At 65.0% G+C, this 24185-nt stretch carries 20 protein-coding genes; 12 read left to right on the top strand and 8 right to left on the bottom strand.

Annotated features, from left to right (window positions below; translation table 11 throughout):
- Nucleotides 1-191: 191 nt before the first annotated feature.
- Complete coding sequence (locus AC3FLX_RS07610; RefSeq protein WP_488695280.1) at nt 192-1580, top strand: amino acid permease; 1389 nt, start codon at nt 192-194, stop codon at nt 1578-1580.
- Nucleotides 1581-1646: 66 nt separating this feature from the next.
- Entirely contained in the window at nt 1647-2843 is a 1197-nt protein-coding gene (locus tag AC3FLX_RS07605) for an amino acid aminotransferase (protein WP_488695278.1), read from the top strand.
- 100 nt (nt 2844-2943) lie between these two features.
- On the opposite strand, the gene AC3FLX_RS07600 is transcribed toward AC3FLX_RS07605, so the two are convergent.
- Both AC3FLX_RS07600 and AC3FLX_RS07595 read right to left on the bottom strand, forming a co-directional pair.
- Entirely contained in the window at nt 2944-4320 is a 1377-nt protein-coding gene (locus AC3FLX_RS07600) for a heavy metal sensor histidine kinase (RefSeq protein WP_488695276.1), read from the bottom strand.
- Nucleotides 4317-5006 carry a heavy metal response regulator transcription factor gene (locus tag AC3FLX_RS07595; protein WP_488695275.1) on the bottom strand — a complete coding sequence of 230 codons (690 nt, stop codon included), beginning with the start codon at nt 5004-5006 and terminating at the stop codon, nt 4317-4319. Before AC3FLX_RS07595 ends, AC3FLX_RS07600 begins: the two co-directional genes overlap by 4 nt.
- 175 nt (nt 5007-5181) lie before the next feature.
- Between AC3FLX_RS07595 and AC3FLX_RS07590 the strand changes: the two genes are divergently transcribed.
- The 6 genes from AC3FLX_RS07590 to AC3FLX_RS07565 all read left to right on the top strand — a co-directional run bounded on the left by AC3FLX_RS07590 (nt 5182) and on the right by AC3FLX_RS07565 (nt 12045).
- Nucleotides 5182-6978: a copper resistance system multicopper oxidase gene (locus tag AC3FLX_RS07590; RefSeq protein WP_488695274.1), complete on the top strand. Its 1797-nt coding sequence runs from the start codon at nt 5182-5184 to the stop codon at nt 6976-6978.
- 17 nt (nt 6979-6995) lie between these two features.
- Nucleotides 6996-8063: a copper resistance protein B gene (locus AC3FLX_RS07585; protein WP_488695272.1), complete on the top strand. Its 1068-nt coding sequence runs from the start codon at nt 6996-6998 to the stop codon at nt 8061-8063.
- Between the two features lie 71 nt (nt 8064-8134).
- Nucleotides 8135-8506: a copper homeostasis periplasmic binding protein CopC gene (gene copC / locus AC3FLX_RS07580; RefSeq protein ID WP_488695607.1), complete on the top strand. Its 372-nt coding sequence runs from the start codon at nt 8135-8137 to the stop codon at nt 8504-8506.
- A 5-nt stretch (nt 8507-8511) separates the two neighbouring features.
- On the top strand, nt 8512-9429 hold the full coding sequence (gene copD, locus AC3FLX_RS07575) for a copper homeostasis membrane protein CopD (protein ID WP_488695270.1): 918 nt from the start codon (nt 8512-8514) through the stop codon (nt 9427-9429).
- 322 nt (nt 9430-9751) lie between these two features.
- Nucleotides 9752-11263 carry an MltF family protein gene (locus tag AC3FLX_RS07570; protein WP_488695606.1) on the top strand — a complete coding sequence of 504 codons (1512 nt, stop codon included), beginning with the start codon at nt 9752-9754 and terminating at the stop codon, nt 11261-11263.
- A gap of 23 nt (nt 11264-11286) precedes the next feature.
- Nucleotides 11287-12045 carry a hypothetical protein gene (locus tag AC3FLX_RS07565; protein ID WP_488695269.1) on the top strand — a complete coding sequence of 253 codons (759 nt, stop codon included), beginning with the start codon at nt 11287-11289 and terminating at the stop codon, nt 12043-12045.
- 16 nt (nt 12046-12061) lie between these two features.
- On the opposite strand, the gene nfsB is transcribed toward AC3FLX_RS07565, so the two are convergent.
- Together nfsB and AC3FLX_RS07555 are read right to left on the bottom strand one after the other, a co-directional pair.
- Entirely contained in the window at nt 12062-12715 is a 654-nt protein-coding gene (gene nfsB / locus AC3FLX_RS07560; protein ID WP_488695268.1) for an oxygen-insensitive NAD(P)H nitroreductase, read from the bottom strand.
- A gap of 100 nt (nt 12716-12815) precedes the next feature.
- Complete coding sequence (locus tag AC3FLX_RS07555; protein ID WP_488695266.1) at nt 12816-13823, bottom strand: zinc-binding alcohol dehydrogenase family protein; 1008 nt, start codon at nt 13821-13823, stop codon at nt 12816-12818.
- A 135-nt stretch (nt 13824-13958) separates the two neighbouring features.
- Here AC3FLX_RS07555 and AC3FLX_RS07550 point away from each other — a divergent pair, with 135 nt between their 5' ends.
- Entirely contained in the window at nt 13959-14891 is a 933-nt protein-coding gene (locus AC3FLX_RS07550; RefSeq protein ID WP_488695265.1) for a LysR family transcriptional regulator, read from the top strand.
- A gap of 6 nt (nt 14892-14897) precedes the next feature.
- Here AC3FLX_RS07550 and AC3FLX_RS07545 read toward each other — a convergent pair whose 3' ends face one another.
- Nucleotides 14898-16298, bottom strand: coding sequence for a heavy metal sensor histidine kinase (locus AC3FLX_RS07545; protein WP_488695604.1), 1401 nt, complete (start codon nt 16296-16298; stop codon nt 14898-14900).
- Between the two features lie 2 nt (nt 16299-16300).
- The gene (locus tag AC3FLX_RS07540) at nt 16301-16975 is read right to left on the bottom strand and encodes a heavy metal response regulator transcription factor (protein ID WP_488695264.1); all 675 of its coding nucleotides are present in this window, start codon (nt 16973-16975) and stop codon (nt 16301-16303) included.
- 185 nt (nt 16976-17160) lie between these two features.
- On the opposite strand from AC3FLX_RS07540, the gene AC3FLX_RS07535 reads away from it, so the two are divergent.
- Genes AC3FLX_RS07535 through AC3FLX_RS07525 form a run of 3 tightly spaced genes read left to right on the top strand, consistent with a single transcriptional unit; the run spans nt 17161 to nt 22975 of the window.
- Nucleotides 17161-20358: an efflux RND transporter permease subunit gene (locus AC3FLX_RS07535; RefSeq protein WP_488695262.1), complete on the top strand. Its 3198-nt coding sequence runs from the start codon at nt 17161-17163 to the stop codon at nt 20356-20358.
- A complete protein-coding gene (locus AC3FLX_RS07530; protein WP_488695260.1) occupies nt 20355-21557 on the top strand; it encodes an efflux RND transporter periplasmic adaptor subunit in 1203 nt (400 codons plus the stop codon). Before AC3FLX_RS07535 ends, AC3FLX_RS07530 begins: the two co-directional genes overlap by 4 nt.
- On the top strand, nt 21554-22975 hold the full coding sequence (locus AC3FLX_RS07525) for an efflux transporter outer membrane subunit (protein ID WP_488695258.1): 1422 nt from the start codon (nt 21554-21556) through the stop codon (nt 22973-22975). The genes AC3FLX_RS07530 and AC3FLX_RS07525 overlap by 4 nt, the downstream gene beginning before the upstream one ends.
- A 25-nt stretch (nt 22976-23000) precedes the next feature.
- Here AC3FLX_RS07525 and AC3FLX_RS07520 read toward each other — a convergent pair whose 3' ends face one another.
- Both AC3FLX_RS07520 and AC3FLX_RS07515 read right to left on the bottom strand, forming a co-directional pair.
- Nucleotides 23001-23660, bottom strand: a complete 660-nt coding sequence (locus AC3FLX_RS07520; RefSeq protein ID WP_488695256.1) for a response regulator transcription factor — start codon at nt 23658-23660, stop codon at nt 23001-23003.
- Between the two features lie 4 nt (nt 23661-23664).
- Nucleotides 23665-24072 carry a response regulator transcription factor gene (locus tag AC3FLX_RS07515; protein ID WP_488695254.1) on the bottom strand — a complete coding sequence of 136 codons (408 nt, stop codon included), beginning with the start codon at nt 24070-24072 and terminating at the stop codon, nt 23665-23667.
- Between the last annotated feature and the right edge of the window lie 113 nt (nt 24073-24185).

The raw sequence follows: 24185 nt of genomic DNA, 5'->3' as shown, positions 1-24185 counted from the left end.
GACCGGCCTGGATCTGATCCGGGCCAAGCTGATTTCCCTGCTTTTCCAAGCGTGTGCCGGTAAACTCTCGGGTTTTCGCCGGCGCGCACCCCTGCGTCCGGCGTTACCCGCGCCGGCGCTTTTTTCAAAGCGCCCATCCCCAAAGAGGCGCTCTCCATTCCACAAGAATGGGTAGAGGACAGACAACTCCAATGCATGCACCCGACAGCCAAGGCACGCTACAGCGTGGCCTGAAGAATCGTCACATCCAGCTGATTGCCCTAGGGGGCGCCATCGGCACCGGCCTGTTCCTGGGTATCGCCCAGACCATCAAGCTGGCTGGCCCTTCCGTGCTGCTGGGCTACGCGCTCGCCGGCATTGTCGCGTTCTTCATCATGCGCCAGCTTGGCGAGATGGTCGTCGACGAACCGGTAGCCGGCTCGTTCAGCTACTTCGCCAACAAATACTGCGGCCACTTTGCCGGCTTCATGTCCGGCTGGAACTACTGGGTGCTCTATATCCTGGTCAGCATGGCCGAACTGTCGGCCGTGGGCATCTACGTCCAGTACTGGTGGCCCGGCATTCCAACCTGGATTTCCGCGCTCGCTTTCTTCCTGATCATCAACGCCATCAACCTGGCCAGCGTGAAGTCGTTCGGCGAGATGGAGTTCTGGTTCTCGATCATCAAGGTCGCGGCCATCATCGGCATGATCGGCTTTGGCGGTTACCTGCTGGTCTCCGGCAATGCCGGCCCTGAAGCCAGCGTAGCCAACCTGTGGCAGCACGGCGGCTTCTTCCCGAATGGATTTGGCGGACTGGTGATGGCGATGGCCGTGATCATGTTCTCGTTCGGCGGGCTTGAGCTGGTGGGCATCACCGCGGCGGAAGCCGACAACCCCGGCAAGAGCATTCCCAAGGCCACCAACCAGGTGATCTACCGCATCCTGATTTTCTACGTTGGCGCGCTGGCCGTGCTGCTGTCGCTGTATCCGTGGCAGAACGTTGTCACCGGCGGCAGCCCGTTCGTGCTGATCTTCCATGCGATGAACAGCGACATCGTGGCGACCGTGCTCAATATCGTGGTGCTGACTGCCGCGCTGTCCGTCTACAACAGTGGCGTCTACTGCAACAGCCGCATGCTGCTGGGCCTGGCGCAACAGGGCAATGCCCCGCGCGCGCTGCTGAAGGTGAACCGCCGCGGCATTCCGCTGACCGCGCTGGCTGTCTCCGCCGTCGCCACCGGCATCTGCGTGCTGGTCAACTATTTCATGCCCGGCGAAGCATTCGAGTTGCTGATGGGCCTGGTGGTGTCGGCGCTGATCATCAACTGGGCGATGATCAGCATCATTCACCTGATGTTCCGCCGCGCCAAGCGTGCTGAAGGCAAGTCCACCGCGTTCCAGAGCCTGGGCTATCCGCTGACCAACTACCTGACGCTTGTCTTCCTGGCTGGCATCCTGGTGGTCATGTTCCTGACGCCGGGCCTGCGCATGTCGGTGTACCTGATTCCGGTCTGGCTGGTCATTCTTGGCGTAAGCTATCGCCTCCGGCAGAAGAACGCCGGTTCGGCCCTGCCCGCCGCGACGGCCCAGATCCAGTAATCTGCCTGTGCGGCCCGCGTGAACCAAGGGCCGCCGTCCCCCTGAACCCGTAGCCAGACGCATCCCATGTTCGAACACATCGAAGCCTTTCCCGGTGATCCGATCCTCTCGCTCAACGAGGATTTCCAGCAGGACCCGCGTACCAACAAGGTCAACCTGAGCATCGGTATCTACTTTGACGACGAGGGCCGACTGCCGGTCATGCAGGCCGTGGCCGAAGCCGAGACCGCGCTGCTGTCGGACATGGGTCCGCGCCCGTACCTGCCGATGGCCGGCATCGCCGCCTACCGCCAGGCCGTGCAGGCACTGGTGTTCGGCGAGGACTGCATCGCGCGCGCCGAAGGGCGCATCGCCACGCTGCAGACGCTGGGCGGTTCCGGCGCGCTGCGCGTGGGCGCCGACTTCCTGAAGCGCTACTTCCCCACCGCGGAAATGTGGATCAGCGACCCGAGCTGGGAAAACCACCGCGTGGTGTTCGAGCGTGCAGGCTTCAAGGTCAACACGTATCCCTACTACGACGCTGAAACCGGCGGCCTGAAGTTCGACGCGATGCTCGCGGCGATCGAGGCGATTCCGCAGGGTGGCATCGTGCTGCTGCACGCCTGTTGCCACAACCCGACCGGCGTGGACCTGAACGAAGACCAGTGGCGCCAGGTCATTGCCGTGCTGAAAGCCCGCAAGCTGCTGCCTTTCGTCGACATGGCCTACCAGGGCTTTGGCTCGGGTCTGGACGACGATGCCTTCGCCGTGCGCGAACTGGCTCGCCAGAACGTTCCGTGCCTGGTTGCCAATTCGTTCTCGAAGAACTTCTCGCTGTACGGCGAGCGCTGCGGCGGTCTCTCCGTGGTCTGCCAGAGCGCCGACGAAGCCAGCCGCGTGCTGGGCCAGCTGACTGGCGCCGTGCGCGCCAACTACAGCAACCCGCCCACCCACGGCGCCCGCGTGGTAGCCCGTGTGCTGACCACGCCGGCTCTGCGCAAGAGCTGGGAAGAAGAACTGGCCGCGATGTGCCAGCGCATCACGCGCATGCGCCAGGCCATCCACGACCAGCTGCGTGAGCACGTGAGCGGCGAAAAGCTCTCGCGCTACATCAAGCAACGCGGCATGTTCACGTACACCGGACTGTCGGCCGATCAGGTCGACCGGCTGAAGAACGAGCACGGCGTGTACGTGCTGCGCTCGGGCCGCATGTGCGTGGCCGGGCTGAACGAGCGCAATGTCGGCGTCGTGGCGAATGCCATCGGAGAAGTGCTGAAGGGCTGAGCGATCGCCCTGCTGGAAACGGGATGGCCACCTTCGGGTGGCCATTTTTTTCAGACTGCGAGGGTCCCGTGCCGGAAGACACAGCCCCATGCGCCAACACTCATCGCGCAGGAAACGTCAGCGTAAACCGCGTCCGTCCCGATGCCGATTCCGCCGAAATATCGCCGCCGTGCGCGCCCATGATGGCTTTGGTGATGGCAAGCCCCAGCCCCGTGGATTCCGACCCTGCCCTCGTCCTCGACTTGTCTTCACGAAAGAATCTGTCGAACAGCAGCGGCAGCGCTTCCGCGCTGATCGCTTCGCCTTCGTTCTCCACCACGATGACGGTACCGCCGCCGGTTTCGCTTGTCCGGACCACGATCTGCTTGCCGCGCGGCGTGTGGCGAATCGCATTGGACAGGACGTTGCTCAATGCCCGGCGCAGCATCAGGCGATCGCCGATGATGCTGCCCGCGCCTTCCTCGTTCAGCCTGACGCCCTGGTCCTCGGCCAAGGCATCGTAGAAGTCGAATAGCGCCCGCACCTCGTCATCGACCTGGATGACTTCCTCGTTGGGTGGCGTGATGCCGTGCTCCATCTTGGCCAGGTCCAGCATGTCGGACACCATGCGGCCCAGGCGCTGCAGTTCCTCGGCATTCGATGCCAGCACCTCGCGGTACTTCACGTCCTGACGCGGCTGCGACAAGACGACTTGCGTCTGCGTAAGAAGATTGGTGATCGGCGTGCGCAGCTCGTGGGCAAGGTCCGACGAGAACTCGGAGAGCCGCTGGAAGGCGGCCTGCAGGCGCTCCAGCATGGCATTCAGCGTTGCCGCCAGGTCGCCCATTTCGACGGGAACGGCATCGACGGGCATGCGCGCGTCGAGTTTGTTGGCGGTCACGCCCTTGGCGCGTGACGCCATCATGCGCAACGGCGACAAGCCGCGCCTTGCGGCCCACCATCCCAGCAATCCGCTCGCCATGACGGCCAGCGCGATATACAGGCCAAGCGACTGCCGGAATGCGTGCATGAAGTGCCCGTGGATCTCCGTGTCCAGCGCCACCACCACGTTCAGCGGACTCAGCGCGGAGCCGGGCAACTCCAGCCGGGCACTCAATCCGCGATACCCGCGCTCACCCTGGTGCCATGTGAATGTCCCCTCGCCCGTGGCCTGCTCGCCGATCGCCTTCCGCGCACCGTCAAAGTCGAAGCTGTCGGTGGCGTAGACGATGCTGCCATCGGCGGCGCGCACCTGGGCGACGAAACCTGGATGGTGGCCCACCAGTTCGCCGAGCCGATCCCGCAGCTGCCCGGCCGGCGTCTCGCGCGACACCTTTTCGATCAGGTGGATGTTGTCCCTGAGGTTCACGTAATCCTCAGTGACGAAATGCCGATCCATCGCCAGCCAGATCAGCACGCCCAGACCCAGCAGCACAACCGCCGACGAGAGCGAGAACAGGATGGTCAGGCGCAGCGTCAATGACAGGCGGCGCGTCATGCTTGCCCCTCCTCCGGTTCTTCCAGCACATAGCCCATGCCGCGCACGGTCTGGAGCAGCTTCACCTCGAAGTCATCGTCGATCTTGGCCCGCAGCCGGCGGATGGCGACGTCGATCACATTGCTGTCGCTGTCGAAGTTCATGTCCCAGACCTGGGAGGCGATCAGCGACCGGGGCAGCACCTCCCCACGCCTGCGCGCAAACAGTTCGAGCAGCGCAAATTCCTTGCTCGTCAGCACGATGCGCCGGCCGGCGCGCGTGGCGCGGCGGCGCGGCAGGTCCAGCACCAGGTCGCCAATCTGGATATGCTCCAGCGTCAGTTGCGCATTGCCCCGCCGCAGCAGCGTCCGGACCCTTGCCAGCAGTTCGGAGAACGCGAACGGCTTCACAAGATAGTCGTCCGCCCCAAGCTCAAGGCCCTTGACCCGATCCACCACGCTGTCGCGCGCGGTCAGGAACAACACGGGCACTGATTTCTCCGCGGCGCGAATCGACTGCAGGATTCGCCAGCCATCCAGATCGGGCAACATGACGTCCAGGACGATCAGGTCGTAAGCCTCGTTCAGGGCCAGGTGCCTGCCATCGACACCATTGCGAACCAGGTCCACCACGAATCCGGCCTCCGTCAGGCCCTGACGCAGATACTCGCCAGTCTTCAGCTCGTCTTCCACGACCAGCAACTTCATCTTCGATCTCCCCCAGGGCACGCTTTCGGCCGCAGTCTACCGACACCTCCGCCAACATGACAGCAACCTTACCGGAATGTAATGTTCAAGTCAGTTGGCGGAGAGTCCGTCATCGTTACTCTGCACACGGCCGACTTTCCATGCGGCACGAAAACCAGCAAAAAAGGAAAAATCGATGCGACGCGATAGATCGCCGCGCCTTGTACTACCGAGTCTTCCACGCCGCCGCTTCGTGCAAGGGCTGGCCGCGGGCGGCGTCGTTGCCGGATTGTCTGGCGTGGGCATCCCGGCCCTGGCCCAGGCGCCGGAGCGCGCCTCGGCGGCTGCGTTGGGCAGCGCGCCCGTCCTCACCGGAACCGAATTCGACCTGGTCATTGGCGAATCGGTCGTCAACTACACGGGATCGCCGCAAGTTGCCACCACCATCAATGGCATGCTGCCAGGGCCGACACTCCGTTGGCGCCAGGGCGACACCGTCACCATTCGCGTAACGAACCGGCTGCGCGAACCTACGTCCATCCATTGGCACGGCATCATCCTGCCGTTCGGGATGGACGGCGTGCCGGGCATCAGCTTTGCCGGTATCGCGCCAGGCGAGACGTTTACCTACCGCTTCAAGGTCGAGCAGTCCGGCAGCTACTGGTACCACTCCCATTCCGGCTTTCAGGAGATGACCGGCGTCTACGGCGGCCTGATCATCGACCCGCCCGCTGGCGCCGACGGCATGCAAGCCGACCGCGACTACACGGTGCTGCTGTCGGACTGGACGGACGAAGATCCGATGCGGATTCTGTCCAAGCTGAAAACCCAGAGCGACTACTACAACTACAACCAGCCGACCGTCATCGATTTCTTCCGCGACGTATCCAACGATGGCCTGAGCAAGGCCCTTGAGAAGCGGAAGATGTGGAATGAAATGCGGATGAATCCGACCGATCTGGCGGATCTGTCCGGCGCGACACTGACTTATCTGACCAATGGCACAACGCCGGCGGGCAACTGGACCGGCCTGTTCAAACCCGGAGAAAAGGTGCGGCTGCGCTTTATCAATGGCGCCGGCAATACCTTCTACGATGTTCGCATTCCCGGCCTGAAGCTGAAGGTGTTCCAGGTCGATGGGCAGAACATCGATCCGGTTACCGTCGACGAGTTCCGCTTTGGTCCGGGGGAGACCTGCGACGTATTGGTCGAGCCACGCGACGACGCCTATACGATCTTCTCGCAGTCGATGGACCGCACCGGTTATGCGCGCGGCACCCTCGCCGTCCGTCCGGGCCTGTCCGCCGCGGATCCCAAGCTCGACGCCGTCGAATGGCTGAGCATGACGGACATGATGGGCAGCATGGGGGGCATGGAGGGTGGCATGGCGATGCACGGCATGGACCACAGTGCCCATGCAGCCCATGCCGCTCATGCCACCCACGGCACAGACCCGCTGAAGGTACCCAGCACCGTGGCGCGCCACGCCCGGACCGAATACGGCGCGGGCACCGACATGCGCGTCGACATGGCACGGACCAATCTCGACGACCCCGGCATCGGGCTACGCAACAACGGTCGACGTGTGCTGACGCTCGCCGACCAGCACACGATCGGCGGCCCGATGGATCGGCGCGGGCCCGGCCGTGAAGTCGAGCTGCACCTGACCGGCAATATGGAGCGGTACTCGTGGTCCATCGATGGCGTCGAGTTCGGCAAATCCACGCCGATTCACTTTCAATATGGCGAGCGCCTCAGGGTCATCCTGCACAACGACACGATGATGACGCACCCGATGCACCTGCATGGCATGTGGAGCGAGCTGGAATCGCCTGACGGCAGTTTCCTGGCCCGCCGCCACACCTTCGGCGTGCAACCTGCGCAGCGCATCAGCTTCCTGGTCACCGCCGATGCCCTGGGCCGATGGGCCTGGCATTGCCACCTGATGCTGCATATGGATGCCGGCATGTTCCGCGAAGTGGTGGTGGCATGACTCTCCGCACAAGTACGATGTCCCTATCCTTCAGCCACCTCACGGCCGCACTGATCGCCGCCACGGTGACGACCGGCGCATGGGCCCAGCATTCTCATGGGGCGCATGACGCCGGTGCTACCTCGACGCCAGGCCCCGCCACGATGCAGGGCATGGACCATAGCCAGATGGACGACATGACGCCGATGCAGGGCACGGCGCCCGGCCAGGCCGACGGCATGGACGCGATGCAGGGCATGGACCACAGCCAGATGGACGGCATGACGCCGATGCAGGGATCGGACCAGAGCCAGACCCAAAGCCAGACGCAAGGCATGGACCACGGCGCGATGCGCATGCAGGGTGGCAGCGCCCCGCCCGACGCGCGCGACCCGAACGCCTATTCGGGCGGCTATCAGCTTGGCGTGGGCAAGTACGCGCTGGGTCCGCATCGCTCGCTGCATATGGCGGACGAGCATCTCTTTACGTCGGTGCTGGTCGACCGGCTGGAGTGGACGCACGGAAACGGCAGCAACGCCGCTGCGTACGAGGCACAGGCGTGGATTGGCAACAGCTTCGACAAGTTCGTGATCAAGGCCGAAGGCCATGTCGAGAAGGGCCGCTTTTCTGAAGCGCGTACGGAGTTGCTGTGGGGCCATGCGGTGGCAAGCTATTGGGACACCCAGCTCGGTATGCGAAACGATGCCGGATACGGGCGCCCCGCCCGCAACTGGCTCGCCTTCGGCGTTCAGGGGCTGGCGCCATACTGGTTTGAAGTCGATGCCACCGGATATGTCGGGACGGAAGGACGCACCGCGCTTCGGCTATCGGCGGAGTATGAGATGCTCATCACCCAGCGCCTGATTCTGCAGCCGCGCATCGAAGCGAACCTTTACGGCAAGAACGATCCTGAAACCGGCACCGGCAGCGGGCTGTCGAACGGCACCGTCGGCCTGCGCCTGCGCTATGAAATCAGCCGCCAGTTCGCGCCGTATATCGGTGTCGAGCGTTACCAGACGTTCGGCAATTCCGCCGATATGGTGCGCGCCTCCGGCGGCCGTAGCGGCGAAACCCGTTTTGTCGCAGGCGTGCGTATGTGGTTCTGAGCACGGCCCATTCCAAACCAACCAACCTCTACAATCCGGAATCGAGACTATCCATGCAAGCGCCCCTCTCCATGATCCGCGCCACCTTTGCCGTAGCAGCCTTCGCCGTGAGCGCTGCCGCCCTCGCCCACCCGAAGCTGCTCTCCTCAACTCCGGCCGACAAGGCCGAGCTGACCGGCGCTCCGCCGAAGATTGAACTGAATTTCTCGGAAAACCTGGTCACGCAGTTTTCCGCCGCCAAGCTCGTCATGGTCGGCATGCCGGGCATGGCCGACCATGCGCCGATGAAGATGGCCGCCAGCGTTTCCGGCGGCGGCGATCCCAAAACGATGGTGATCACGCCGTCGCAGCCGTTGCCTCCCGGCAGCTACCGCGTGGAATGGCGCGCGGTGTCGTCGGACACCCACCCCGTCAACGGCAATATCTCGTTCTCGGTCAAGTAAGGCAGATGGACTGGACTACCGTCGCGGTACGTTTTGCGCTCTATCTGGACCTGACCCTGCTGTTTGGCATCCCCCTGTTCTGTCTGTACGCATTGAACCGGGCCGAAAGGTCATCCGGTATCGGGAAGCACCTTGTCACGGCAAGCGGGGTCGCGGCGGCGCTGGGTATCGTGTTGTCGCTTGCCAATATGGTCGTGATGGCCAGGGCGATGACCGGCGCCGAGTCTTTTGCAGCGCTGCAAAGCCACATGTTCGAGATGGTCGTGACGGGAACCGACTTCGGCGCGGCGTGGGTCGTGCGCATGGCGGCCTTGCTGCTGTGCACGATCATCGCGGCCATCACGCCAGCCAGCGCTCGCCTGCGTATTCCGTTGCTGATGCTGGCCGGCGCCGTGGCGCTGTCCACGCTGGCGTGGGGTGGTCATGGTGCGATGCATGACGGATCGCTGCGATACATCCACCTGGCTTCCGACATCGCCCACCTGCTGGCTGCCGGGGCGTGGGTAGGCGCGCTTTCGGCGTTCGTCGTACTGTCCCGCGCCGCCACGACGCAGGCCGACGTCGAGCGGCTCAGCCGCACCGCCAATGGTTTTGCCCGTGTGGGAACGATCATCGTCGCCACGCTGGCCGTGACGGGAGCCGTCAACTACTGGATGATTGCCGGCCCGGTCCTGCCCGAGCTTTCGGCGGGCTCATATGGCGCATGGCTGCTTCTCAAGCTCGCGCTGTTTGCGGGCATGCTGCTGCTGGCCGCGGCAAACCGGTTTCATCTGAGTCCACGGATTGCGCTGGCAGTGCGGAACGGTGACCACGCCGTGGCGGTTGGTGCGCTGCGACGCAGCCTGCTCACCGAGACGCTTGCGGCCACGCTGATCCTTGCACTGGTTGCGTGGCTCGGCATGCTGTCTCCGACCGGAGCGTAGCCACGTCGCCGGTTTTTTGAAGATGCCCGGCGGCTCGCTGAAGCCGGCAACCGCGCGGCACCCGAACTGCCGGATTTGAGGATTTCGAATCACCCGCGCCCACTGCGTGTGCCGCTGGCCGCCGCAGCTTTCGGCAGTGCCAATCTTTCAGTCTGGATGGCTACCGCGCGCTTGGCGTTGGACCTTGGTCCAACTGCCCGTGACCTTGAACCACCGGCACGGACACCTATGCTTTAAGCGTGTCGTGGCCCGCGGGGGCTGCAATGGCCCCGCCAGAAGAATGCTGAACGGCACGGTTTCGCGGAAGGGAACGGTGGATGCCATGCAATCAGCGCGCACACGGCTCGTGGTGGGCCTCTTCGGAGTAGCGCTGTGGATGTCCAGCGCATTGTTCACCGCGGTGTCGCCCGCAACCAGCGCATCGGCGCCAGCACCAACCCCGGCTGCCCCAACTACGGCAAAGGGGGCGCGGCAGCTGGACTTGACCATCAAATCGTGGCGCGGCGATTTCGACGCGATGGTCGAGCGCCGGATGATCCGCGTGCTGGTTCCTTTCAGCCGTACCCTCTATTTCAACGACCGTGGCCATGAGCGCGGGCTGGCCGCCGATTTCGTGCGCGACTTCGAAAAGTTCGTGAACAAGACGTACGCCGACCGGCTCGGCAAGCGCCCAATCACGGTCGTTATCATTCCCACGACGCGCGACAAGCTGCTTTCCGGCCTCGTGGAAGGCCGGGGAGACATTGCCGCCGGCAATCTGACCGTGACGGAAGACCGCAAGAAGCTGGTGGACTTCGTCACGGCGCACGCGCTCAAGCCGACCCGCGAGCTGATTCTCACCGGGCCCAAGTCACCGGCGCTGTCGTCGGTCGATGATCTGAGCGGCAAGACCATCCACGTGCGCCGCTACAGCAGCTACTACGAAAGCCTGACCGCGCTGAACAACAAGTTCCAGCAGGCTGGCAAGCCTCCGGCAAAGCTCGTGATGCTGCCGGACGCGCTGGAGGACGAAGACGCAATGGAGATGATGAACGTCGGCCTCCTCCAGATCCTGGTCGTCGACGACTGGAAGGCCCGCATGTGGGCGCAGTTGCTGCCGAAGGTCAAGGTGAACGAGAACATCGCCGTGCGCGAGGGTGGCTATATCGGCTGGGCGATCCGCAAGCAGAGTCCCCAGTTGCAGTCGGTCATCAGCAATTTCTACGAGAACTTCATCAGAAAGCAGAGTGTTGCGGAGGTCCGCCTGAAGCAATACATGCAGAACATCAAGCAGATCCACAACAACGCCGAAAGCGCTGAAATCAAGCGGTTTGAACAGACCGTGGTGCTCTTTGAGAAATATGGCCAGCAGTACAACTTCGACCCGTTGATGCTGGCGGCGCAGGGCTTTCAGGAATCCCAGCTCAAACAGGACGCCAAGAGCCGGGTCGGCGCCATCGGGATCATGCAGCTGATGCCCGCCACGGGAAAGGAACTCAACGTCGGCGACATCAAGGTCGCGCAATCGAACATTCACGCCGGAGCAAAGTATCTGGATCAACTGATGACCCGGTACTTCCAGGATGCCAAATTCTCCGACATGGACCGGCCACTGTTCGCCTTCGCCAGTTACAACGCGGGGCCGGGCAACATTGCGAAAATGCGCAAGCTGGCGGCCGAGCGCGGTCTCAATCCTGATGTCTGGTTCAACAACGTCGAGATCGTGGTGGCGGAGAAGATCGGCGTCGAGACCACCACGTACGTCCGGAACATCTACAAATACTACGCATCCTATCGATTGCTCAGAGACGCCCAGGAGCAGCGAAATCGCGCGGTTCAACAGAACACACGCTGAGGACCCGCGCTACACTGCCGGGCATGCGCGACCGCACCAACTCCTCCCCGGCCCAGGCCGCCCTCACTGTCAGCTACTGGGGCGATGATTCGCTGCATAGCCGCCGCGTCAGTGACATCGTTGCCACTGGCACGGTCGATATTCCCGCGCCGCCCGCGCGTCTGCTTGCGGACTGGACCAGGGAAATCTCCACCCGCATGACACTGGAACCGGGCGACGTCGAGGTCATGCCCCTGGCGCGCGCGAGGATGCGCTGGCCGGACTATTCGCGCTGCGTCCAGGCCGTGTCCGACTGGATCGGCACGCTTGGCCTGCCCGGCCTGCTGGCTGAAAGCGACGTCGCGCTAATGGTGTGCCGTGGCGCGCGGTATCACCATGACGGCGAACAGTATGGCGGCGCCGCCTTCTGCAATCTCTTTCTGAGCGAAGACAAGGGGCAGGACGTCCATTTTTCGGCGCTGGACCTGCGCATTCCCCTGCGCCGGGGCACCGTCCTGCTGTTCGATACCTGTCAGCCGCATGGCGTGATTCGGCGCGGCGGCAGTGGCTTCGTCCCCACGGACTTCCCCGAAGACGAGGATTGCACGCAGCTATTCCTGACCTGGGAATTGCCGATCGAAGACCCCCGCGTTGCGCAGGCCCTCGACATCACGTTCCTCGGCGAAACGCCGTCCGCGATGAACATCGACGAAGGCCAGGTTCGCCTCGATGGAGAAAGGGTCGGCGTGCATCCCGAATCGGGACAATGGCAGCCCGTCGCCCCCCTCGCCTCAAGCCGGTGACCGATCTCCGGCCTGCTTAGATGTGCGTGAACACCGCTTCCTTCGGCAGGCGCGACTTCGGCAGCGCGGCGTTGAAGTCCTTGTCGCTACGGCGGCCCAGCGATACCAGCACCACGCCGGTCAGTCCGCGTTCGCGCAGATTCAGCGCCTGGTCCAGCGCCGAGGCATCGAAACCTTCCATCGGCGTTGCGTCGATGCCGAGCATGGCCGCGCCCAGCAGCAGGCCGCCCAGTGCCAGGTAGACCTGCTTCTCCATCCATTGCGGCACATCGCGCAGCACGTAGCGATGCAGGTCCACATAGGAACGGCGGCTCTTGTCCTGCCCTTCGCGCGCGCCGTCGACCTTGAACCGGCCGTCGCTGTCCTCCTGCGCCAGAATGGCGTGCAGATGCGCCTCATCGAGATCGGACCGCATGCACAAGGCGATCACGTGCGACGCATCGACGATCTTCGGATGGTTGTAGGCAAACGATCCCGCCGCGGCTTTCGCGATCGTCTCGCGGCCTTCTGGCGTGGACGCCACCACAAAGTGCCACGGCTGCGAGTTGACCGATGACGGGCTGTTGTGCAGCCACGTCAGCAGCGTATCGATCTGTTCCTGCGGCAGCGTCTGGCCGCCTTCATATGCCTTGACGGTATGGCGGGACAGAACGGCGTCTGTGAAATTCATACTGGGCTCCGATATTGAAGTTGGGATAGGAAGAAGTCGTGCAATAAATCGTGCAGGCACGCGGTGTGTGCCGGTGCGTGCCAGAGTGGTGGACCGTGCCTCAGAAGCCTTCGAGTACGATCTTGCCGCGCGAACGCCCGCTTTCGATCAGCGCATGGGCGCGCCGCAGGTTTTCCGCGTTGATCGTGCCGAAATGCTCGCCCGTGGTCGTGCGCAGCACACCTTCGTCGATGAGGCCGCTGACCCGGTTCAGAATCTCGTGCTGCCGCGCCATGTCTTTCGTCTCGAACAGCGAGCGCGTGAACATCAGTTCCCAGTGCAACGACACGGCCTTGCGCTTGAGCGGCACCACGTCCAGTGTCTCGGGGTCGTCGATCACACCCAGGCGCCCCTGCGGCGCCAGCGCTTCAATGATCTGCGCATAGTGCTCGTCGGTATGGGTCAGGCTGGCCACGTAGTCCACCTGCGGCGCACCAATGCCGCGCAGCCCTTCGAGCAGCGGGCGCGAATGATCGATGACATCGTGCGCGCCAAGCTCCCGAATCCACGCATCGGTCTCCGGGCGCGAGGCAGTACCGATGACCCGCAGTTTCGTCAGGCGTCGCGCCAGCTGCGTCAGGATCGAACCCACTCCACCGGCGGCGCCGGTGATCAGCAGCGACTGGCCCTCGCCGCCGCCCTCGGCAACGCCCAGGCGATCGAACAACAGCTCCCACGCCGTCAGCGACGTGAGCGGCAGCGCCGCGGCATCGGCGTCGGACAGCGTTGCCGGCTTGCGGCCGGCAATCCGCTCATCAACCAGTCCATATTCGGCATACGCGCCAGGGCGCGTGATCGAGCCCGCGTAAAAGACCGTGTCGCCCGGCTGGAACAGCGTGACGTCGCCACCGACCGATTCGACGGTCCCAACCGCGTCCCAGCCCAGCACGCGCGGCGTGTCGGTGGGCGAGCCCTTGCGCACCTTGGTATCGACCGGATTCACCGAGATGGCCCGGATCTTCACGAGCAGGTCGCGCCGGCCCGGCGTCGGCTTGTCGATCTGCGCGTCGTACAGCGACTTCGCGTCCGAGATTGGCAGCCCATGCTGGCTATAGACAACGGCTTTCATAGCTTTAACTCCGATAGTTTTATACCTGCTACCCAATCCATACAGCGGCGGCCGGCGCATGAGTGGCATGATCGCCACTGCGGCGCTTTCGAAAAACTGGGAGAATCCGGCAGGACTTTCACTATCAGAGTGAAAATGATCAGACTCGACGATCTGCACCTCTTTGTACGTACCGCGGCGCTAGGCAGCTTCTCGAATGCTGCCCGCGAGGCCGATCTGCTGCCCGGACAGGTCAGCGCCGCCATCCAGCGCCTGGAAAAGGAACTCGACATCCGCCTGTTCGCGCGGTCCACGCGCAGCCTGCGGCTTACCGCCGAAGGCGAGCAATACCTGCCTTACGCCAATGAAGTGCTTTCGGTGCTGAAGGAAGGCCGTGAGCGCATGCACGGCGAGCAAACCGCGTTGCAGGGGACGCTCAAGATTGCCGCACCCTCCGATCTGGGCCGCAACGTGCTGCTGCCCCTGCTGACGAATTTTCAGGAATCCCATCCAAAGCTGGTGCTGAGGCTGTCGCTGTCCGACCAGGTCACCGATGTGTTCCGCGACCCCGTGGACATCGCCATCCGCTATGGCGTCAATGAAGGCGCCACCTACGTGGCACTGCCGCTTGCGGAAAACAACCGGCGCGTGCTGGTGGCGTCGCCGGACTACCTCAAGCGTCACGGCCGCCCGGCCATGCTCGACGACCTGCTCATGCACCGCTGCCTGCCGTATGTGCTGGGCGGCAGGGTCTACGACCGCTGGATTTTTCCCACCGCGGGCATGCGTCGCCAGATCACGGTCAAGGGCACGCTGCTATGCGATGACGCGGAGATTGCCCGGCGCTGGGCACTGGATGGACGCGGCATCGCCTACAAATCGTGGATTGATGTGTGCGACGACGTCGAGCACGGCCGGCTGGAGCTGCTGCTGCCGGACCAGCCCGGCGAACCGGTGCCGCTGAACCTGGTCTGTCCGCACCGCAAGCAATTCTCGCCGGCAGTGCGATATCTGCATGCCGCCCTGCGCGAGCACCTTGCCGCGATTAGCGCGCGGATGCTCGACCATACGCGCTACACCGGCCACTGACGCAGCTCAGCCTGACGGAAACACCAGCCGGAACGTCGTCAGCTCGCCCGGCACCGACTCCACCTGCACAGTGCCGTCGTGCAGTTCCATGATGGTTTTGACGATGGCCAGCCCGATACCCGACGACTCGCCCGAATTCGCACGGGCCGGGTCGCCGCGAAAGAATCGGTCGAACAGCCTGGGCAGATGATCCGGCGCGATGCCGGCGCCGGGGTTGGCAACCTCGACCACCACCATGCCGGCTTCCTGCCGGCTGCGGAGCGCGATCACCGCCGATTCGGGCGAATGGTTGACGGCATTCGACAGCAGGTTGCCCAGCGCGCGCCGGAACAGCGTGGCATCGGCGTGCAGCGTCCCCTGCGCATCCACCCGGATTGCAATGCCGCGCGCATCGGCCAGCAGTTCGAAGTAATCGGCCTGCCGCGCCAGTTCGTCGCCGAGGTCCAGCGCCGATTTCTTGAGCGCCACCTGGGCGTTGTCGGCACGCGCCAGAAACAGCATGTTCTCGATCATGCGCGACAGCCGCTCGTACTCCTCCACATTCGAAGCGAGCAACGCCTGATATTCCTCCACCGAACGCTCGCTCGACAGCGCCACCTGGGACTGGCCCAGCAGGTTGCCGATCGGCGTGCGGAAATCATGCGCAAGGTCGGCGGAGAATTGCGACAGACGGTCATAGCGCTCCCGCAAGCGGTCGATCATCCGTTGCAACGCCCGCGCCAGCTCGTCAAGCTCGGCAGGCAGCCGGGATGGATCGACGGGCAGCACGCCGCTTGCAAACGTGACCGATGCCGTGCCGGCCGCAATACGCCGCAGCGGCGCAATGCCCGCGTGCAGGGCCGCATAGCCAAGCAAACCCGCGCCCAGCGCACCCAGGAAGACCGCGAGGCTGAGCTTGAGCCGATAGTCGCGCAGCAGGACGGCGCGCGACGCGGCCACCTGATAGAGGTCGACCTTCACCGTGGACGCCCCGCCACCGGCGCGCACCAGCATCGTCAGCCCGCGCACGGGAATCTCGCCGAGCGTCTGCCAGGTGACGATCGCGGCCTCCGACGGCGCCGCGTCGAGGTCGACCAACGGCATCGTCGGCATGGCACCGGGCTGCGCACCCGCGCTGGTCAGCAGCGTGCCATCCACGGTGCGGAGCCGGATGCCAAATTCCTCGTTGCCGGAGACGACGCCACGAATCTCCTGCCACTGGCCCGTGCGCACATCCGTCGCGGGCAGTTCCGCCAGTTCAGCCCTGGCGCGCACGGCCTTGCGCAGCAGCTCGGAATCGTCGCGCTCGATGATCTGCGTGGCCAGTGCACGATAGAGATAGAGGCCGACACCGGCAAACGCGCAGCCCGCGATCAGCGCGAAGGCTAGCGCCAGCCGCGCCGTCAATGAACGGGTAAGGCGGCGCACGGTCACGATTTTCGCTGTTCCAGCACGTAGCCGATACCGCGCACGCTATGAATCAGCTTGGGCGCGAACTTGTCGTCCATCTTGGCACGCAGGCGGCGGATGGCCACATCCACCACATTGGTGTCGCTGTCGAAATTCATATCCCATACGTGCGAGGCAATCTGCGTGCGGCTCAGCACCTCGCCGCTGCGGCGCGCCAGAAAATGCAGCAGCGCAAATTCCCGTGGTGTCAGATCGATGCGCTGGCCCGCGCGCATCACGCGGTGCCGGATCAGATCGATTTCCAGGTCGCTCACCTCGATGCGGTCGGCCTCGCGCACGGGGCCGCGCCGCAGCAGCGAACGCACGCGCGCCAGCAGTTCGACGAACGCGAACGGCTTGGCCAGGTAGTCGTCCCCGCCCAGCTCAAGCCCGCGCACGCGATCCTCCACCTCGTCGCGCGCGGTCAGGAACAGCACCGGCGTTGACTTGCGTTCGCGCAGGCGGCTCAGCACATCCCAGCCATTCATGCCGGGCAACATCACATCGAGGATCACCAGATCGTAGTCGGCCTCCATTGCATGGTGCAGGCCATCGGCGCCCGTGCGGGCGAGGTCCACCACAAAGGCCGATTCGGTCAGCCCCTTGCGCAGGTATTCGCCCGTCTTGGGCTCGTCTTCGATCACCAGGATCTTCATGGGTCCAGTCCTTTACCACCAGCGGCGCCTCCCGCCGCACTGCCAGCAGGATGGTAGCGAGCGGCGCAACCGGTTGGGATGACAAGACTGTAATCGTTTTGACCGGATTGCACAGGGTGGCCGGTTTTTAGAATCGGCTCCATTCCTGAACGTCTGCCGCGCCAAGGGGCGCCTGGGAGCAAAGCATGTGGATTGTCAGGCTCGCCCTGCGCCGGCCCTATACCTTCGTCGTACTCGCCATCCTGCTGTTGCTGGGTGGACCGGTCGCCATTCTGCGCATGCCCACGGATATCTTTCCGTCGATCGATATCCCCGTGGTCAGCGTCGTCTGGAACTACAACGGCCTGTCGGCCCAGGACATGGCGCAACGTATCGTCACCGGGTACGAGCGCTCGCTGACCACCGATGTCGACAATATCGAGCACATCGAGTCGCAGTCGCTGGCGGGCGTGGCCGTGATCAAGGTCTTCTTTCACCCCGGCGCCGACATCAATCGTGCGATTTCGCAAGCCACCGCCGGCGCGCAGTCGATTCTCAAGCAGATGCCGCCCGGCGCCACGCCACCGCTGATCCTGAGCTACAACGCATCGACCGTGCCGATTCTGCGGCTGGCGCTGGGCAGCGACAAACTGCCGGAACAGGAACTGTACGACCTCGGCAACAGCTTTATCCGCACGCAGCTGGCCACGGTACAGGGTGCTTCCGTGCCGCTGCCTTATGGCGGCAAGGTGCGCCAGGTGATGGTGGATCTGAACGTGCCCGCGATGCAGGCGCGCGGTCTGTCTCCGCTCGACGTCGTCAACGCCATCAATGCCCAGAACCTTGTGTTGCCCGGCGGCACCGCCAAGATCGGCGCGCTGGAATACCGCGTGGACCTTAACGGCAGCACGCAGACCGTGGCCGCGCTCAATGACCTGCCGGTGCGCAGCGGTCCCGACGGCACGGTCTACGTGCGCGACGTGGCGCAGGTGCGTGATGGCTATGCGCCGCAAACCAATGTCGTGCGGCACGACGGCAAGCGCGCCGCACTGCTGGAGATCGAAAAGACCGGCAGCGCGTCCACGCTGGCCGTCGTCTCGCAGATCAAGACGCTGCTGCCGCACATCATGGCCGGGTTGCCGAAGTCGCTCCAGGTGCAACCGCTTTCGGACCAGTCCGTGTTCGTGACCTCGGCCATCGACGGCGTGCTGCACGAGGCGCTGGTCGCGGCCTGCCTGACGGCCGCGATGATCCTGCTGTTCCTGGGCAGCTGGCGGGCCACGCTGATCATCGCCATCACGATCCCGCTGTCGGTGCTGGCCGCGCTGATCGCGCTGGCGGCGCTGGGCCAGACGCTGAACATCATGACGCTCGGCGGGCTGGCGCTGGCGGTTGGCGTGCTCGTGGACGACGCCACCGTGGCAATCGAAAACATCGCCCACCACCGCGAAACAGGCAAGCCGCTGGAACAAGCCATTCTCGATGGGTCGGGCGAGATCGCGTTGCCCACGCTCGTTTCCACGATGTGCATCTGCATCGTGTTCCTGCCGATGTTCCTGCTCAGCGGCGTGGCGCGCTACCTGTTCGTGCCGCTGGCCGAAGCGGTGGTGTTCGCCATGATGGCCTCGTACTTTCTGTCCCGCACGCTGATTCCGACACTGGCGCACTACCTGCTGCGCGGCGAAAACGCACAGCGCCCCGCCGCTGGCCGCGTGGCCCGCTGGTTTGCCACGGGCCATGCGCGCTTCGAGGCGGCATTCGAGCGCGTGCGCGGCGCATACGCGCGCTTGCTGTCCGCCTCGCTGGCCGCGCCACGCCGCACCGTCGTGCTCTTTGCGCTGGTCTGCGCGGGATCGATGACGCTGGTGCCGTTCCTGGGCCAGGATTTCTTCCCGGCGGTGGACAGTGGCGAAATCCGGCTGCATATGCGCGTGCGAACCGGCACACGCATCGAGGAAACCGCCCGCATCGTCGATGAAGTCGAGGGCGAGATCCGCCGGGTCGTGGGACCGGCGCATGTGGCTGGCGTCGTCGACAACATCGGCCTGCCGGTCAGCGGCATCAACCTGACCTACGATTCCGCGCTGCCGATCGGCACCGGCGACGCGGAGATCCTGGTCTCCCTGAAGCCCGATGCCGGCCGCTCCGGCGTGCTGATCGAACGCCTTGACGCCGCGCTGCAGAAAGCATTTCCTGGCGTGAGCTTCTCGTTCCTGCCGGCGGACATGGTCAGCCAGATCCTCAACTTCGGGCTGCCCGCACCGATCGACATCCAGATCGTCGGCAAGGATGCCGATGGCAATCGCAAGGTGGCCGACCAGTTGCTGCGCAACCTGGCCGGTGTGCCGGGACTCGCCGACCTGCACCTTCAGCAACCGGCCGACCAGCCCGCGCTGACCGTCAATGTGGACCGCACGCGCGCGCTGCAGGCCGGGCTGTCTCAGCGCGAAGTGGCGCAGAACCTGCTGATCGCGCTGTCGGGCAGCGGGCAGACCGCGCCGAACTTCTGGCTCAACCCGAAGAACGGCGTCAGCTATCCGCTGGCCGTGTCGGTGCCGCAATACGCGATGAACTCGCTGCAAACGCTGTCGAATATTCCGCTCGGGCTGGGCGCGGACACCGCGCAACAGGGTGGCGCCGGCCAGCTTGGCCAGTTCGGCACCATCGCGCGCTCCAGCCAGCAAGGCGTGGTTTCGCACTACAACGTGCAGCCAGTGCTCGACCTGTTCGGCGCGGTGCGCGGCCGCGACCTTGGCGCGGTGGCCGGCGACGTGCAGCGCATCGTCGATCAGGCGCGCACGCAACTGCCGGCCGGATCGGACATCGTGGTGCGCGGGCAGGTGCAGACCATGCATGCGTCGTTCGCGGGCCTGCTTACCGGGCTGGCTGCCGCCATCGTGCTGGTCTACCTGCTGATGGTGGTGAACTTCCAGTCGTGGCTCGACCCGCTGGCCATTGTCGGCGCGTTGCCCGTGGCGCTCGCCGGTATGGCATGGATGCTGTTTGCCACCGACACGACGATCAGCGTGCCCGCGCTCACGGGCGCCATCATCTGCGTGGGGATCGCCACGGCCAACAGCATCCTGGTGGTCAGCCATGCGCGCGACGGGCTGACCGCCGGCAAGCCCCCTCTCGAAGCCGCATGGGAAGCCGGCTTCAGCCGCTTCCGCCCCGTGGCGATGACCGCGCTGGCCATGCTGTTCGGCATGGTGCCGATGGCGCTCGGATCAGGCGGCGCCGGTGCACAGAACGCCCCGTTGGGCCGCACCGTGATCGGCGGCCTGGCCTTCGGCACCACTGCAACGCTGGTGCTGGTACCGGTGTTCTTTGCCGTCCTGCACGGCTGGATGGCCCGCCGCGCCCGCCCTGACAACCACTCCACCCTTCACGAAGGCCTGGCATGACCCCGAACCTACCCGACAACCCGCGCGTGCAGCCCGATACCCGGCAGGACCCGCGCCGTCATCCACGCCTCATGGCACTGGCGATGGCCGGCGCGTTGACGGCGCTGGCCCTGACCGCCGGCATCGTGCCGCGCTGGCATAGCCACGGCGTCCTGCAGCAACGCGCGGCGGCGGCACAAACGCCGATCGTCAGCGTGGTCCAGCCGCACGCCGCGGCGGCCGCGCGTGACGTCACGCTGCCGGCCGACGTGCGCGCCTATGAGGATGCCGCCATCCACGCGCGCGTGAGTGGCTACCTGCGCCGCTGGTACGTCGATATCGGCACGCCGGTCAAGGCCGGCCAGTTGCTGGCGGAGATCGATGCACCCGAAGTGGCCGACCAGTTGCGCCAGGCTCGCGCCGACGAGGCAACGGCCGCCGCCAACTATGCGCTGGCACACACCACGGCGCGGCGCTGGCAGGACTTGCAGGCGACGAACTCGGTGGCCCAGCAGGAAACCGACCAGAAGGTGGCCGACATGAACGCCAAGGCCGCGCTGTTGGCGGCGGCGCGCTCGAATACGTCGCGGCTGGCCCAGCTTTCGAGCTACACGCAGATCCGCGCGCCGTTCGATGGCGTGATTACCGCACGCAATGTCGACACCGGCGCGCTGATCGACGCCGGCAGCGCGCCCAATCAGGGCCGCGAGCTGTTTCACATCTCGGCCGGCACGCGCCTGCGCGTCTACGCCCAGGTGCCGCAGGACATCAGTTCCGCACTGGAGCCCGGCACCCGCGCCTGGCTGACGCTGCCGCAGGCGCCCGCGCAACGCTATCCAGCCACCGTGGCGCGCACCGCCGGCGCCATCGATCCCGTCACGCGCAGCCTGCGCGTCGAACTCGATGTCGACAGCCAGGACGGCCACATTCTGCCCGGCGCCTACGCGCAGGTGCATCTGGAGATCGGCAGCGCGCATACGGGCCTGGACCTGCCAGCCAATACGCTGATGTTCCCGGCCGGCGGCCCTGCCGTGGCGGTAGTGGGCGCCGACAACCGGCTGGCGATTCGCCACGTCACGCTCGGGCGCGATTTTGGCTCGCACGTGGAGGTGCTCGGCGGACTGCAAGGCAACGAGCGCATCGTCTCGAACCCCGGCGACGGCTTCGTGGCCGGCATGACCGTGCGCGTGGCAGCGCCGGCGCAAGGAGCACCGGCATGAAGCGCACCGCCATCGTGCTTGTCTGTGCGTGGCTGGCCGGCTGTGCCAGTGTCCCGTACCACACCCCAGAGGTGTCGATGCCGGCCGCCTACAGCGAAGCCCACGACACGCAGCAGCAAGCGATCGCACCTGACTGGTGGCATGCGTATCACGATGCCACGCTCGATACACTGCTCGCCCGCATCGACGTATCGAACCAGAGCCTGCTCAAGTCTCTGGCGCTGCTGCGCGATGCCCGCGCGCAGGTCAGCGCGGCGCGGGCCGATTACTTTCCGACGGTCGGCGCCACGGCAAGTGTCACGAGCACGCACCTGTCGGCCAATGTGCTCGGCCATTCGCTGGCGGGCAAGACCACGCCGGACCATCTGCTCGGTCTGGGTGCCAGTTGGGAACCCGATCTGTTCGGACGTATCGGCAACAACGTCGATGCCGCCAGCGCCCGCGCGCAGGCCAGTGCCGACGATGTGGCCGCCGTGCGGCTAAGCCTGCGGGCAGAGGCCGCCATCGACTATTTCGGCATCCGGTCGCTCGACCGTGAAGCCGCCTTGCTGCAGCAGACCGTCGACGCCTACAACTCGGTGCTGCAACTGGTGACCAATCGCTACCGGGGCGGCATCGCCGCGGAAGGCGACGTGGCCCAGGCGCAAGCGCAACTGGAAAGCACCCGTGCGCAACTGGCCGACCTGCGGCTCGCCCGCACCCAGTTGCTGCATGCGTTGGCCACGCTGGCTGGGGAACCTGCGAGTACATTCACGCTGCCTGCCGCCGCGTCCGACGCGGGTATCTCACTGCCCGCCACACCAGGCGCCGTGCCGGCCATGCTGTTGCAGCGCCGCCCGGACATCGCGGCGGCGGAGCGCCGCGTGGCCGCCGCCAACGCGCAGATCGGCGTGGCACGCGCGGCGTTCTTTCCCACGCTGATGCTGAATCTGAACGGCGGACTGGACAGCTCCGGCCTGGCCGGCTGGCTGACCGCGCCCAGCCGCTTCTGGGCCGTCGGTCCGGCATTGGCGGCGACCATTTTCGACGGTGGCAAGCGCCAGGCAGGCGTGGACAGCGCCCGCGCCCAGTTCGACGCCAGCGCCGCCGACTATCGTGAAACCGTGCTCAAGGCCGTGCAGGATGTGGAAGACAACTACGCCGCCGTTCGATTACTCAACGATGAAGCCACCAGCCAGCAGGCGGCCGTGACCGCGTCCGGCCGTGCGCTGGCGCAGGCAACCGAGCGTTACCGCAAGGGTGCCGCGGCCTATCTCGATGTCAACGTGGTACAGGCGGCTGCGCTGAACGATGCCCGCGCGCTCGAAGCCGTGCACCGTCGCCAGCTGACGGCAAGCGTCTCGCTGTTCCGGGCGCTTGGCGGGGGATGGGATGAAAAGGCTGGGGATGAAAAGGCCGGGAATGAAAAGGCCGGCTGAAAAAAGCGCGGCGGCGCGGCGGCGCTTACGCGCCCGCGCCGTTGCGCGCCGAGTCGATGATGCCCAGCGCTTCGGCCTTGAGCACGAAGTCCGCCAGCGACCGTGCGCCCATCTTCTTCATGGCCTGGGCGCGGTGGATCTTGACCGTGATCTCGCTGAGCGTCAGCTCGGCGGCGATCTGCTTGTTCAGCAGGCCCCGCACCACGTAGGCCATGACCTCTTTCTCGCGGGGGGTGAGTTCGTCATACCGCTGGCGCAGGCCGGCTTCGGTGCGGTCGGTCTGGCGCCGCGCGGCGTCGCGCGCCAGTGCGCTTTCCACGGCATCGAGCATGTCCTGGTCGCGGAAGGGCTTGGCCAGAAAATCCATCGCGCCGGCCTTCATGGCCTTGACCGACATCGCGATGTCGCCGTGCGCGGTCATGAAGATGATCGGGATCGGCATCTTGCTGGCCGCAAACTGCTCCTGCACCGCCAGGCCGCTCTGGCCCTTCAGGCGCACATCGAGGATCAGGCAGCTCGGCAGGTCCTGTTTTTCCGCGGCCAGGAAATCCGTCGCCGATGCAAAAGTCTCGACCTGGTAGCCGACCGAGCGCAGCAGCATCGACACCGCGCGGCGCATGGACTCGTCGTCGTCAACCACGTAGACAATCGATAGCTCGTCGCTCGACGAGATCGCTTTATTCATGGATTCACTTTCGTTCCGGGACGGACTGCGAGGGTTGGGCAAGGGCACCCGACGCCACGCCTTCCAGAAACTGCTGGACGGCCGATTCATCGACAGGCTTGCTCAGGCAAGCTCGCGCGCCGGCACGCAAGGCTTCCCTGCGGATGGCCTCCGTGCAGAACGCGGTGATGAATATTACCGGAACCTGGCTGCCCTGGGCATTCAGGTTCCGCAGCATCTCCAGCCCGCCCATTTTCGGCATCTGGACGTCCGAAAAGATGCAATGCACGGTCGACGCATCGGTGCCTTCGAGGAACGCCTGCGCCGAAGCATATGTGCGCGCCTCCCAACCCAGCGAGCGGACCAGCCGGGAAGTCGCCGCGCGGATCGAATCATCGTCGTCAATGATGGCGACAACCAGTTTCTTGGCCAAGGCCGGTACCCCACAACAATCTCATGGCGCCATGTTAGCGACCTCCCCGCGCCGCCAACACTATGCCTTCGTATAGGCGTCAGGCAGCCGCCACACGGGCCGCCCGCCCCTTG

This window comes from Cupriavidus sp. 291-E7 (genome assembly GCF_057798835.1).
This window is presented reverse-complemented; position numbering and strand designations above follow the sequence as displayed.